The organism is Fluviicola chungangensis, from assembly GCF_007558725.1.
Lineage (GTDB): Bacteria > Bacteroidota > Bacteroidia > Flavobacteriales_D > Crocinitomicaceae > Fluviicola > Fluviicola chungangensis.
The window spans coordinates 129,573-142,923 of the sequence record NZ_VLPL01000010.1 but is presented as its reverse complement, the minus strand read 5'-3'; the positions used below and the strand labels follow the sequence as shown (position 1 = coordinate 142,923).

Sequence of the window (13,351 nt, the reverse complement as noted above, 5' to 3'; positions counted from 1 at the left end):
CGTTACTTTGAATCTAACTATTAATCATTCGACGACGGGAACGGATATTCAAACTGCTTGTGATTCCTACGATTGGATTGATGGAAATACATACACTTCTTCTACAAACACACCGACTTTTGTGTTGCAAAATGCCGCAGGTTGTGATTCGACTGTTATCTTGAACTTAACAATTATACAGAATCTTCCATTAGTGATTGAAAATACCTTCTCCATGCCATCGGATGCGAATGCGTGCGTAGGAGAAGCAGCGATCGATCTTTCCGGAAATGCGCCGTTCGAACTCGATTTCGATAATGGTTCACAAATCGTGACTTCAAACGGCTATAGTTTGGTAACGAATTTATGTGCAGGAATCCATGACTTGCATGTAACTGGAAATTGCGGAGACACGCTTTTAGTTCCGGTTGTCATTCCGATCGATTCCAATTTTGTGTTCAACAACCCATTCATCGATTCATTGGCAGCGGATTCGTTGGGATTAACAGGAATGAATTGTGATATCTTTTACAACTCCATTGATACGGCTTACATCGATTCGATCTGGGCAAACGGAAACACTGTGAATGTGACCTGGAATATCATTGATTCCAATGGGTCGAATTTCATCACAACAAATTATGTGTTGAATAACGGGAATGGTGTTTATTGGGTTCAGTTGAGTGTATTCTGTCCGTTCAAGTCGGTGAACGAATACTTCACAGTGACGGAAGCGATATACTTCCAGAACGGGCACGTAAGCACGGTTGGATTAGCAGATGTGGAAGTTGATTTGTTTGAAGTGTACCCGAATCCAACCAACGATGGGGTGCACATCAACTTCTCCGGTGCAGATGCCGAATTGATAGTTTACGATGTCCAGGGGAAAATGGTATTGAAAGATAAAATCCAAAATCACGAAATCATTTTACTTCGGAACTTTGAACGGGGGGTTTACCTCTTTGATTTCAGGAATTCGCGAGGACATCGTGTTCAGCGTGTGGTGAAACAATAATTAAGCTTTAAAAAACTTATGGAATCCGTCTTCCTTCCCGATCAGGGGGGAGACGGATTCTTTCTTTTCCGATCGGCAAAAGATCACACAGCCAATTAGCATTTATTAGTTTTACTAATAACAGGCAGTTCTAGTTTGGCAGTTATTTGGAAGCGAACAAATACGGGTATTTGTGAGATGACGCAGTTTTGTAAAGCAACCTTTTAATGCAATGAAAGTCTTAAAGGAAGAAACCAGAAAAAAACTACTCAAAATGAACCAGTTAACTAAACTAGCATTTGTCATCGGAACGATGTTTATTTCATGCCTGACTTTTAGCCAGGGGTTTACACTTACATCTTTAAACACCGGGACACCTGTCTACACTTCGTGTGATTCGACTCTAAATCTTTCTGTCAGTGCATTGTATGAAGATTCGCTGGCCAACGCTGACGTCTATTTTACATTGGACGGAAACAATTTTGCATCCAGCCAATTTACGACTGTTGTTTGGTGGGGCGATGGAATGACTTCCACACATACCGGCTCAACCTCTACTGCCGGAAGTGCAATCAGCTGGACACCACCTTTGAGCCACACTTATCAAGGCATTGGAAGTTACACGGTAATTATCCAGGTAACAAACCCGATGAATAACTCAACGGTGGTAGATACGATTAATTACATTAATAGCTGCACCACTGCGTTTGTATTTGCAAGTACCCAACTGGATTGTAACAATGACGGGAATACGGATTCGACACTGAATAACGGTGTTCCTCTGATTATTTCAGACGGTATAAACACATATTATGCCACCACGCAAAACCAGCAGGCAGTTTTCAACAACATACCTTCAGGCACTTATACCATTCAGGTTAATCCAACATGGCTGGCTCAGAACGGGTACCAGGTTCTTTCATTTCTTGGGAATCTGATCACTGTAAACCAGGGAATGCAGACGTTTACTACACTCATTACTTTAACTTGTGTGAATGGTCCAAATACCAGTTGTGTCAGTGGGTACGTATTTTGTGATCAGGATACCAATGGCGTACTTTCCTGGCCGGATATCCTGATTTTAAACGCACCTGTTATTATTCAGGCGGGTGGAATGACACAAACAGTTTATACCGATGCGGGCGGATATTACCAAACAAGCCTGAATGTAGCTTCCGGAACACCTGCAGTTGTTATGGTCAACCCGAATTGGCTTTCTGTCAATGGTTACTCAACGTTAATGGGTCCACAAACGATTTTAACATCGGCTTGTAACGGCGCCGACACATTAAATATTCCGGTTAATTGTAATAATTCATGTTCCAATACATCGTGTGTCAGTGTATATGTTTTTTGTGATGCAAACAATAACGGAGTGATGGATTCCGGGGAATTACCAATCGCAAATGCACCGGTTCAATTCATGATAAATACCATGAACCAATTAGCAGTGGTTTATACCGATTCTTCCGGTTTGGCACAATATTGCTCGAATTATTTTCCAAATCAATATGTTTTTGCTCAAATCAATCAATCATGGCTGCAGCAGCATGGATACACTTCCAATAACACCCTTCTGACTGTTTTAACTTCACCTGCCGGAACAACGAATACCGGTTATTATGGGGTCAATTGTGGCGGTACCGGTTCACAATGTGCCGATTTGTGGACGACTGTTACGCCTTGGATCGGTTATTACCAGGGACAAACCAATTACATTAAGCTCAACATCGGGAACTATGGTCCCGGAACCGGTTACACGTACACTGTTACGATGAATTTCCCTGCCGGTGTGACTCCGGTTCCCTCTTCTATTAATTTACCCGGTTACGTTATTTCCGGAAACACGATTACCTGGAATTTGACAAATGCCTACCCGGGATATTCTTATTCCGACGTCATTCAGTTTATTTGTCCAAGCGGGATTCCCAACGGAACTGCGCATTATTACACCTCACAGATTGCCGCAACAAATAATACAACGGATTGCAACACCAATAACAACAACGGGAATTTGCTGCAACTCGTAGGAAGCAGTTATGACCCGAATGACAAATCGGTTGACCACGAAGCAGCGATTAATCCTGCAACCGTAGAAACCTTAACGTATACGATTCGTTTCCAAAATACGGGAACAGCTCCTGCTCAAAATATTTACATTCTGGATACTTTGAGCGCTCAATTGGATTGGGCAACACTGGAAATTTTGGAAACTTCCCATCCGATGCAGCTGATTGATATGGGCAATGGGGTAAAACGATTCGATTTCCCTCAAATCTGGTTGCCCGAAGAATCTGCAAACGAACCGATGAGTCATGGCCATGTCGTTTACCGTATTCGTGAAAAGGCAACCAACGGTATCGGATCAGAAATCAAAAACACAGCGCACATCTTTTTTGACTGGAATGAACCGATTGTCACCAATACTACATACAATGTCAATTCGGCTTTGGGATTGGAAACCCTGGATAAGAATTCCGTTCACGTATTCCCGAATCCTGCAAGCACTTTCCTTCAGATCATTTCTGATAATGAATTACAAAAGATTGAAGTAGTTGATCTGACAGGAAAAGTAATGCTTTCAAGAACAGCTCAGGGCTTGAATGAGCAGGTTGATTTGAACAATTTTGAAACCGGTTTGTACCTGATTCGTTTGCAAACGAATGCAGGGATGACTACCATCTCCTTTTTCAAAAAATAGGAATAAAGCAATTTATGAAGGGCTGTCTTGATCGGAGACAGCCCTTTTTTAATTGAATTAGTTGATCGGAAACTGATCCGAAGGTATGCCTGTTCAAATGGTAGTATTAAATTTGACGCAAAACAAAAACGGATGCTCCAAACGAATCGAAGATCACGTGGAGGATGGAGTACCTTTTAAAGCGGTAATTGGATGAGAGAACTGGTAATACTTCATGGTGCATTGGGTGCAAAAGCTCAATTTAAGCAATTGGAATCCCGATTGGCAGATCATTTTAATGTTTATACACTCGATTTCGATGGTCATGGAGCAAAGTCGGGTATCGAAATGGACTTTTCAATAGAACATTTTGTGCAAAACGTAAAAAATTTCATGCAGGAAAACAATCTGGAAAAACCACTGATCTTCGGATATAGTATGGGTGGTTACGTGGCATTGAAACTGGAAAGCTTGCAACCCGGAAGTTTTGAGCAGATCATTACCTTAGGTACAAAATTCGACTGGAATCCTGAAAGTGCCGAAAAAGAGGCGAAGATGTTGAATGCCGAAAAGATCGAAGAAAAAGTCCCTGCATTTGCGAACTACTTAAAATCGCTCCATGGAGAAGCAGAATGGAAAATGGTTCTTCAACGCACCGCAAAAATGATGTTGGAACTGGGAAAAAAACCTTCTTTAAAACCTTACGATTTTCATCACATCCAAATCCCGGTTCTCTTACTTCTTGGTGAGAAAGACGTGATGGTAACAAAGGAGGAAACGAAGCATGTCCGGGAATTACTCAGAAACGCAAGTTTTGAAGAAGTCCCCGATTGGGTGCATCCGATAAACCAGGTTCCCTTGGATGAACTGGTACAACAATTGTTAAACACGCAATTGAACAGATAAATTGGAGTAACTTTATTCCATGAAAATCGAAATTTGGTCGGACATTATGTGCCCGTTTTGCTACATCGGGAAACGGCATTTGGAAGCTGCTTTAAGCCAATTTCCGGATGTACCCTTTGAACTTGAGTGGAAGAGTTTTCAGTTGGATCCTACCATCATTCCGCAGGCGGATAAGAACGTATACGAATACCTGGCTGAACGAAAGGGAATGTCAGTAGAGGAATCCAAAGAGATGCATGCCGGAGTGGTTGCCCGCGCTGCAGAAGTTGGACTGGATTATCATTTCGAAAAAGCAGTAGTCTCCAATTCGTTTGATGCACATCGTGTCATTCAGCTGGCCAAAACCAAAGGTTTGGGGGATACGATGGAAGAAACGTTTTTCAAGGCTTATTTCACGGAAGGAAGGAATCTGAACGATAAAAATACCTTGATGGAACTAGGTGTTGGTGTCGGATTGAATGCTCTGGATGTAAAAGAAGTATTGGAAGATGAAGCGAAATTTGCTGATGCTGTGAGGAGTGATATTTCGGAAGCGCAGCAAATTGGAGTACGTGGAGTTCCATTTTTCGTTTTCGATCGAAAATATGCCATTTCGGGTGCTCAGCCAATTGAACATTTTGAACAGACCATTCGGGAAGTTTTAAAGGCATCATAAAGCCATGTAATTAATTGATGATCACTATTCTTTCAATATAGTGATCCCAATTTCTATCGGGATGAAACTTTTTCAACCGAAATTCGGGAAAAGAATAATTATTCTGCCCAAAAAACGGGTTCATTGAAAAATTGATTAGTTTTACCCCGTGAAATTCATTTCAACATATCGAATTTTTATGCGCCATTCCATTTGGCGCATGCGCATGATTTCCCGTTTCTGTAGGGTCTGATTCGCTATAGAGGGTGTTGGACCTCTTAAAGATTATTCAACAAAACAATCTATTTTTTCAATTTTATTTTTTACACGATGAACACGCTCGTTTTGGAAGAGCAGGTTCCTTTAACCGAATCCAGTTTGGTTTCCGTAGAACTTGCCAATCGAATTGCTTATTTGGAACAACAGGCCGAATCCCTGCATGAAAGTATGCGCTATGCCGGCAGTTTGCAACGAAGTATTTTGCCCAATGAGCGTATTTTCCAAAACATTTTTTCCGATGCTTTCGTGATCTTTCAACCCAAAGACATTGTAAGCGGGGATTTTTACTGGATCTTCCAGCACCACGATGACGTTTATTTCGCTGTGGGTGACTGCACGGGACACGGCGTTCCGGGAGCGATGGTAAACATTGCAGGAAATGCCTTGCTAAGACAAATTATCCGCCTGGAGGGGCTTTCCGATCCTGCAAAGATTGTAGAGTTGTTGGATCGTGAACTGACCAGTTTGTTCAATGAACATCTGACGGAAGGAGCCACACGGGATGGGATGGACCTGGTCTTTTGCAAGTTCAACCTTTCGCAAATGAATGGATCGTTTTGCGGGGCCGGAAGACCATTGTTCCTGGTTAGAGAAGGAAACCTGGTGGAATTTAAAAAAGGTCCCGATTCAATCGGTCACGCCTCGAAAGAAATAAAGGAATTTGAAACGATTCATTTCGGATTGCAGGAAGGAGATCAGTTTTACCTGTTTTCGGACGGATACACAGACCAATTCGGAGGTGAGAATGTCAAAAAATTTAACCGGCAGCGCTTCCGGAATTTGCTGACTTCCATCTGTGATTTTGAACTGCGGGAACAGCGTGCCGAGTTACTTTTTCATTACAATAACTGGAAGGGGAAGCAGGAACAGGTAGATGATATTTGTGTGGTTGGGATCAAAATATAAAGGTCATTTAAATGATCAATTGTAAATGATCAAGAGGTGGATCCGGAATCCTCCTCTTGATAATTCTATCGTACAATCAGCTTGTAATGCTCACCGTTCAGGTTGATCCAGTACATTCCGGATTCAAACGATTGAGCATCTAATAAGTAAGTATCATCGGAATTGATTGTTGCTTCGAAAACCACCTTTCCAAGAGCGTCATAAACGAAAAGACTTGAAATCGGTTCGTCGGAAACAATGGTTACCCATCCTTTACTTGTTGGATTCGGATAAATTTTGACCCGGTTTTCCTTCGGGCTGTTGTTAATAGACCGGATATCGGATAAGTGAAATGACCCGTTCAGATCCACTTCTTTTAAACGATAGTAGGAAACACCTGTTAATGGAGTTGCATCTGCAAGGGAGTAATCAATGGATGACTGGGATGATCCTTTTGCGGGAACTGTCCCGATACTTGACCAATTCTGACCATCTCCGGAACGAAGGACATCAAAATAGTTGCTGTTCAATTCACTTGCCGTTTGCCAGCCAAGCGCCACTTGTCTGTCTGCCAAGGTTGCATCAAAATGAACCAATTCAACCGGAAGCGGACTTACGGTAAAATCTTTCGTAGCCAAGGTATAATAACCATCCAATGTTAAACTTTGGTTTGCAAATAAGATCTGATCTCCGGTAATTGAATTGGCTGTTGCCACTTCTGTCCATGCTCCCGTTTGCCCTGGACGGTAAATCAGGATGTAATTTGAAACCGTTCCGAGGTTGACGCCAGCCATTCCGGCATCACTCATATCGAAGGTCATGGTTGTTGTATTTGCCGCCCCCGTATTTGTTACATCAATATACCAAATACGCTGCCATCGCGAAACATTTATACCTGTTATCCCTGCTACATCTGTGGTAATTTCACTATTTGCAGGGAATGCGTGCCCTGCAAGAATATAATCCATATTATCCAAACCGGCAACAGATTGAATTCCCATTCCTGCGCAAGTAGATGGATCGAATTGGGGATTTGAACCACCTGATGCGTCCTTTCCGATACCTGAAATGTTCCGGTCATAATTCCCATTTGCGGGGTTGTCTCCTGCATAGAAATCGTTTGAACTTAAAGGGATATCATATTTCGCTGACAGATGGTTATTGATAATGGTCCGCTGAGCATCATTTACTTTTGTGCGGTACATGATAATTTCGGAGATATACCCGTTAAAAGCTCTCGGATCATTTGTGTGAGTGGCACCTACAATTAACGGAGAGTTTTTGTCTGCTATTGTGGCACTGCTTTCCGCAGAAGTGATCAGCAATTGTTCCTGATCATAGACCGTCGTTCGTTGGGTTGAAGTTAATGTCCCATCATAGAAGACATCGTAAATTTTATTGGTGTTAATGATACTTGGAGTATTGTTCGCGAAGCGATTGTTATCATCATCAATATCAATGGTCAATTCATTTGCCGAGTAAAAGAAAATCATGAAGGCCTCCTGATTTCCGACATTGATTCGCTTGCTGATGATTGATTGGGCATTTCCAAATCCTTTCATACGTGTGACCGTGAAGAAGCTGTACCCGTTCGTGTTATCAAAAATAGGATTGTCCGGAGCTGAAAAGAAATCATTCTGTCCGGTACCATTATTGTTGTCGAATTCAATAGCGGGAAATCCATTCATCAGAGAACTTACGTATAAAGGTTGCTGAATAGCAGTGCTTTGGCTCAATACAACCCCATTTCCAGATTGATCAGTCCAGGAAGCGACTGGAGCATTGTTCGTGGAAGTACTGGTTCCTGCATCTGCTTTTAACCACAGTACATTAGTAGCTGAACTCCCTACACCTGCAGGGCCGGTTTGCCCGAAAGAAGAAAAAACAGAAATTATACCCAGGAAAATCAGGGAGGATAAGTTGTTCATTACACGATTCATTAAATTTATTGCAGAATAGTGGTTTCTTACGCAGTAACAAAGGTAAGGGTAAAAGTCGGATTGAGCGTTCAAAAAGACGTTAAATAAATCACGGCTTACTAATTGATTATTAGGAACGAATGTCCTGTAAGTAGTGTTGCAAGTAAACCGAATTAACGGATTGAAAAGTGGTCTTAACAATAAAGAACCGTTATTGATTTTACTGTGCCAGCCAGAGAGTCGGATTGATACGCTGCACTGTTCCTTCTACCACCTGGTGGATTTCGAAATGCGAAGTAGAAAGATTTCCTTCTTCATCGGCAAGCAAAGACCCGATAGCCTGTTTGGAACTGACTTTATCTCCAACGGAAACATAAGATTCCTGGAGGTTGCTGTATACAGTCCGGTAGGCGCCATGTTTGATAATAACAACTTTTCCTGCTCCGGGAATATTCAAAACACTGGTAACTTCACCATCAAACACCGATCTTACCTGTGAATTTTTCGGTGCTCCAATATCGATTCCGTTGTTGTTGGTATACACATTCGGTAAAGTCGGATGGGCGTTCTTACCATAATTTTCCGTGATAGAACCTTTTGCTACCGGCCAGGGTAATTTTCCGCGATTGGATTCGAAGCTTTTGCCAAGCGCAATGTTCTCTTTGGTATCCGTAAAGGTAACTTCTTTTGTTGAGGAAGAAGCGGTTGTTTTTGAGGCTGACGAACTGCCGGAGCTTTTCGATGCCAGCGAAGCCCTTTTCTCTGCTTCTTTTTTAGCTTTTGCTTCAGCCTCAGCGATTTCTTTCTCGATGGCCAGTTTGATGCGGCGTTTCAATTCTGCTTTTTGACGCTCCTGTTCTTTCAGTTCTGCCATCAACGCATTTTCATCTTTGCGCAATTTCTCCAATGCCAGCTGCTTGGCCGTTTTATCCTTTTCTATTTGCTGTTTTTCAACTATTTTTTCCTCCAGCAACAATTTTTTGTGATCTTTCTCCTGTTTGATCGTATTGATCTCCTTGTGAATTGTTTTCTCATTTTGAAGAATGACTTTGAACTGTTTTTGCTGAATCTCGGAAAGACGTTTCAAATATGCAGTTCTTTTCACCGCTTCGAAATAATTGGAAGAGGAAAAGATATACATCATTTTTGCCGATTTGTTGCGGTGCTTGTATGCATAAATAAGCAATTTTTTGTACTGCTCTTTCAAACGCACCAATCGTTTTTGAAGTTCCTTGATCTGGTCTGATTTGGAAGAGATGGTCAGCTCGGCACTGCGGATCTGGTTGTCAAAGTTCCGCACCAGTAATTCCCGGTTTTTCACCTGGTTCTCGATCAGCTTCAATTCGTTCAGGGAGGATTCCGTTCCTTTTTTCACTTTATCCAACAAGGATTTCGTAGTGGAAAGTTTTTTCTCCAGCTTATTTTGTTCTGCCTGAAGCTGGTCACTTTTCTTTTGTGACCAAACGAATCCCGTACTAATCAATAGCAGGACAAACAGGCTATTTTTCAGAATCACAGTTACCATATTCTTCCGGAATTACAAAATAAATTTCCTGAGGTGTGTTTACTTCTGTTTTATCGTAATCCATTGTTAGAACGATATGATTCCGGGCCGTTACAATATCAATGGTTACTTCTTTTGGTAATAAATAAGTATCTAATGTGTCCCGGCCAATATAATCGACAGAGATATGAGTTGTGTCTTCAGGGCTGTCGATGACCATACGACTGACACTTTTCAGGGAAGGATGAATAAAATAACGGATCATGACATTGTCCTCATTTTCGTCCTCGTTCCCATTTCGATCCCTTCTGGGGTTGATGTTATTGTCTTTGTCGTGTTTGGTCTTATTTTCCTTCTTGATGACCCGTTTGCGATGAGAAGAAATGATGTAATTATACGGATCGTTAATCTGGAAATATTTTTGTGCCGTATCGTAGGCAACCGGCAATCCAAGCAGTAATTCTTCAATGTTGCGGTAATCGAAATCCACACCAAAAGATTCTTTGATGTAGTTCATGGTTGTGCGGATGACACATTTATCTTTTCGATTGGAAATAAACAGGGAATCGTGCCGGATCAGCGAATTCACAATAGGAATTCCGGCGTACGTAATGATCGGATTGATGGCACTGTCTTTTACTGCGCGAATAGAAGTTTTAAAGCTTACCCTCCGGTTGGTGTCGGAGAAATGGCATTTGATTTTGGTATAAAATGAATTCGGACGAACCGTGGAAAGACTATCCATTGCATAGAGCAATTCACTTGTTTTTCGTTTTTCGAGCTTGACCGGTTTATCTGCAACGGGCCTTCTTGCACAAGCACCCAGAACAACCACCAAAGCGAGCCCCAACCAGTTAATATTCCGGATCGACATATATTTTTGACTGAATTTTTTTGGTAAGTAATTTATTCTTTGATCCAAGTGAAAGTGCTTTTTTCCATAATTCAAGCGCTTTGTTTGTGTCTCCCAGTTTGAAAAAGGCATCTCCCATGTGCTCGATGTAATTTTTGTTTTCTTTATCCAATTCGTCTGCTATAGTAAATTGTTCCAATGCCTGTTTGAACTTACCCTGCCGGAATAAGATCATCCCTTTCGTGTCAATATAAGGTGCCTGATTCGGTTTGCCCTCAAGCACTTCGTCTATTAGCTTTTCTGCTTTCGGAAGGTCCATATTTGCAAGCGCGAGGCGCATGGCGTAATTATTCTTCGTGAGGGAATTGGAAGGGAAAATCGCCAGGGCTTTGTCGTACGCATCGGCACCTTCCTTGTATCGTTTCAAACCGAATAATGCATCTCCTTTTTGAGCATAGAACTCAGCTTCCGTTGCCGGATCGTCTACCACCAGATCTTTTCCCAAATCAGCAGCATCAATGGCTTCCTGGAAACGATCAAGTTGAACACACGCAATGGTATATAACAGCTGAACACTTGAGATGGTAGGAAAAAGGGCACTGCACGCACGTGCATCTTTGTACAAATCTTCAAACTTCACCAATTCGTATTCCAGCATGAGGACCTGATTCCAGATCGGGAATTTGTTCTCTTCAAATTTTAAGGCGTTCTTATATGCGGCAAGCGCTTCTTCCTTCTGACCGTTCCGAAGCATTAAATCACCTTTTACCGAGTACCCTTTTGCGTTATCCGGGTAACTTGCGATCAGCAGGTCTGCCAGTTCGATCAATTCTTTGTCCACGACAACCTGCTTTTCATACATGTCCAGTAAAACGGACATTTTGGTATCGATATCAAGGCCCGTTCCCAGGAAAGCTGCTTTGAAATATTTGTAAGCTTCCGGTTTATTCATTTGCCGGTAGTACAAATCGCCCAATGCCAGGTTTGCCCGCGCATTTGACGGATCATTTTTCACCAGTTCAACCAGCATGGATTGCGCTTTGGAAATCTCTCTTTTTGAGAAATAGTAATCTACCAGCGTGCCGATCAGCCCCAAATCGTCCGGGTAAACGTCTCGCGCTTTTTGGATTTCCGCAATTCCTTTTTCGTCCTGCTTCAGTGAAACATACAATTCGAATTTCTGAATGGATAAATCGGGGAGAACGCCTAACTGATCCTCCATTTTATTCAATGAATTGATTGCGTCGTTCTGCCGGCCCAACCGTTTCAGGATCTCTGAATGGGCAAATAACCAATCCACGTTATTGGGTTGTATTTTGACCATTTTGGCAAAGCATTTTTCCGCTTCCGTGAACTTTCCCTGGTTGTAATACATGTATCCCAGCTCCTGCGTGTACCAAATATTATCCGGATCCAGTTTGCTTGCCATTTCAGTGTATTCTGCCGCTTTACTTTTATTGTCGAGTTGTAAGTAACACTGACTCAACCCGTAAGCTGCCGCGTCGTCTGTTGGTCTGATCAGCAGACAGGAATCAAACGCCTGGATGGCATTGTTTAATTGTCCCTTTACCTTGTAGCGCATTGCATTGTGGAATGTTTGAATATAAGCCAGGTCATCCTGAGAATTCGTTTTTCCGGAAGCAATTTTCCTGGTTCCGCACGAGGTGAGAACAAGCAGGAATGCACAGAAGTAAAGAAACTGTTTCATCAGCTAATTATTGAATAGTCGCTTAAGCTCAAATCCCGAGCCAAACCTTTGTATTTTGAATGTGAACCCAACATGGAGTCTTTCAAATTTGCATCGATAATGATGGAGCACTGCTGCAGAATGCTGTTTTTAATAATGGAGTTCGTTACCATGGAACCTTTTCCAAGTGAAACATGCGGCCCTACAACCGAGTTTTCAAGGATCACATCCTTCCCGATAAAGCACGGAGGAATAATGATGGAATTCAACACTTTTGCAGAATCATCTACCATGTTGATTCCTTTTTCCTGGTCGTATTCCAGCACACGCTGATTCGTGATAACCGTTACTTCTTTGTTTCCGCAATCGAGCCATTCGTCCACTTCTCCCGGTTTAAAACGCTTTCCTTTCTCCGTCAGTCTGCGCAATGCATCCGGGAGCTGATACTCGCCGCTCTTTATGATGCCGTTTTCCACCAAAAAGTTTAATTCGTCTCTTAAAGCCAGGCCATCTTTGAAGTAATAAATCCCGATCATGGCCAAATCCGAAACAAAATCCTTCGGTTTTTCAACGAAGTCAATGATCTCTCCTTTGTCGTTTAATTTAACCACACCGAAGTTGCTTGGATCTTCGATTTGTTTTACCCACAAAATACCGTCGGCTTCGGGGTCTATTTTGAAGTTGGCACGGAACAATGTATCCGCGAATGCGACTACCACCGGGCCTTCCAGCAGTTTTTCGGCACATAGAACGGCGTGTGCTGTTCCAAGTGGTTTATCCTGGTAAAAAATGCTTCCTTTTGCACCTAATTTTTCAGCGACTTTGATTAATTCAGCTTCAATTTCGGGGCCGAAATCACCGATTACAAATCCGATCTCATCGATCGGTTCGCTGCACAATGCGGCAATGTCTTCCACCAAACGATGAACAATCGGTTTTCCGCCAACAGGAACCAATGGTTTTGGAACTGTTAATGTATGTGGTCTTAATCGGCTACCACGCCCCGCCATTGGAACGATCACTTTCATAGT

The 13,351-nt window shown here is 42.2% G+C and carries 10 protein-coding genes; 5 read left to right on the top strand and 5 right to left on the bottom strand.

Features of this window, described 5'->3' with window-relative positions:
- The 5 genes from FO442_RS17090 to FO442_RS17070 form a co-directional block, all read left to right on the top strand.
- On the top strand, positions 1-994 hold a 994-nt coding region (locus FO442_RS17090), incomplete at its 5' end, for a T9SS type A sorting domain-containing protein (protein WP_144334436.1).
- A gap of 253 nt (positions 995-1,247) precedes the next feature.
- Positions 1,248-3,674: a T9SS type A sorting domain-containing protein gene (locus FO442_RS17085; protein ID WP_186280226.1), complete on the top strand. Its 2,427-nt coding sequence runs from the start codon at positions 1,248-1,250 to the stop codon at positions 3,672-3,674.
- Between the two features lie 192 nt (positions 3,675-3,866).
- Positions 3,867-4,559, top strand: coding sequence for an alpha/beta fold hydrolase (locus FO442_RS17080; RefSeq protein ID WP_144334434.1), 693 nt, complete (start codon positions 3,867-3,869; stop codon positions 4,557-4,559).
- Between the two features lie 19 nt (positions 4,560-4,578).
- The gene (locus FO442_RS17075; protein WP_144334433.1) at positions 4,579-5,214 is read left to right on the top strand and encodes a DsbA family oxidoreductase; all 636 of its coding nucleotides are present in this window, start codon (positions 4,579-4,581) and stop codon (positions 5,212-5,214) included.
- A gap of 309 nt (positions 5,215-5,523) precedes the next feature.
- A complete protein-coding gene (locus FO442_RS17070) occupies positions 5,524-6,378 on the top strand; it encodes a PP2C family protein-serine/threonine phosphatase (RefSeq protein ID WP_144334432.1) in 855 nt (284 codons plus the stop codon).
- A 65-nt stretch (positions 6,379-6,443) separates the two neighbouring features.
- Here FO442_RS17070 and FO442_RS17065 read toward each other — a convergent pair whose 3' ends face one another.
- The 5 genes from FO442_RS17065 to FO442_RS17045 all read right to left on the bottom strand — a co-directional run bounded on the left by FO442_RS17065 (position 6,444) and on the right by FO442_RS17045 (position 13,348).
- The gene (locus FO442_RS17065; protein WP_186280224.1) at positions 6,444-8,285 is read right to left on the bottom strand and encodes a T9SS type A sorting domain-containing protein; all 1,842 of its coding nucleotides are present in this window, start codon (positions 8,283-8,285) and stop codon (positions 6,444-6,446) included.
- A gap of 211 nt (positions 8,286-8,496) precedes the next feature.
- The gene (locus tag FO442_RS17060; protein WP_144334430.1) at positions 8,497-9,801 is read right to left on the bottom strand and encodes a murein hydrolase activator EnvC family protein; all 1,305 of its coding nucleotides are present in this window, start codon (positions 9,799-9,801) and stop codon (positions 8,497-8,499) included.
- A complete protein-coding gene (gene lolB1, locus FO442_RS17055) occupies positions 9,776-10,654 on the bottom strand; it encodes a lipoprotein insertase outer membrane protein LolB1 (RefSeq protein WP_186280222.1) in 879 nt (292 codons plus the stop codon). Before lolB1 ends, FO442_RS17060 begins: the two co-directional genes overlap by 26 nt.
- Positions 10,635-12,341 carry a tetratricopeptide repeat protein gene (locus tag FO442_RS17050; RefSeq protein ID WP_144334428.1) on the bottom strand — a complete coding sequence of 569 codons (1,707 nt, stop codon included), beginning with the start codon at positions 12,339-12,341 and terminating at the stop codon, positions 10,635-10,637. The genes lolB1 and FO442_RS17050 overlap by 20 nt, the downstream gene beginning before the upstream one ends.
- Entirely contained in the window at positions 12,341-13,348 is a 1,008-nt protein-coding gene (locus FO442_RS17045) for a sugar phosphate nucleotidyltransferase (protein WP_144334427.1), read from the bottom strand. Before FO442_RS17045 ends, FO442_RS17050 begins: the two co-directional genes overlap by 1 nt.
- Positions 13,349-13,351 lie beyond the last annotated feature (3 nt).

Coding starts and splice junctions, on each gene's coding strand:
- FO442_RS17085 (WP_186280226.1), top strand. CDS start 1,248: ATGAACCAGTTAACTAAACTAGCATTTGTCATCGGAACGATGTTTATT.
- FO442_RS17080 (WP_144334434.1), top strand. CDS start 3,867: ATGAGAGAACTGGTAATACTTCATGGTGCATTGGGTGCAAAAGCTCAA.
- FO442_RS17075 (WP_144334433.1), top strand. CDS start 4,579: ATGAAAATCGAAATTTGGTCGGACATTATGTGCCCGTTTTGCTACATC.
- FO442_RS17070 (WP_144334432.1), top strand. CDS start 5,524: ATGAACACGCTCGTTTTGGAAGAGCAGGTTCCTTTAACCGAATCCAGT.
- FO442_RS17065 (WP_186280224.1), bottom strand. CDS start 8,285: ATGAACAACTTATCCTCCCTGATTTTCCTGGGTATAATTTCTGTTTTT.
- FO442_RS17060 (WP_144334430.1), bottom strand. CDS start 9,801: ATGGTAACTGTGATTCTGAAAAATAGCCTGTTTGTCCTGCTATTGATT.
- lolB1 (WP_186280222.1), bottom strand. CDS start 10,654: ATGTCGATCCGGAATATTAACTGGTTGGGGCTCGCTTTGGTGGTTGTT.
- FO442_RS17050 (WP_144334428.1), bottom strand. CDS start 12,341: ATGAAACAGTTTCTTTACTTCTGTGCATTCCTGCTTGTTCTCACCTCG.
- FO442_RS17045 (WP_144334427.1), bottom strand. CDS start 13,348: ATGAAAGTGATCGTTCCAATGGCGGGGCGTGGTAGCCGATTAAGACCA.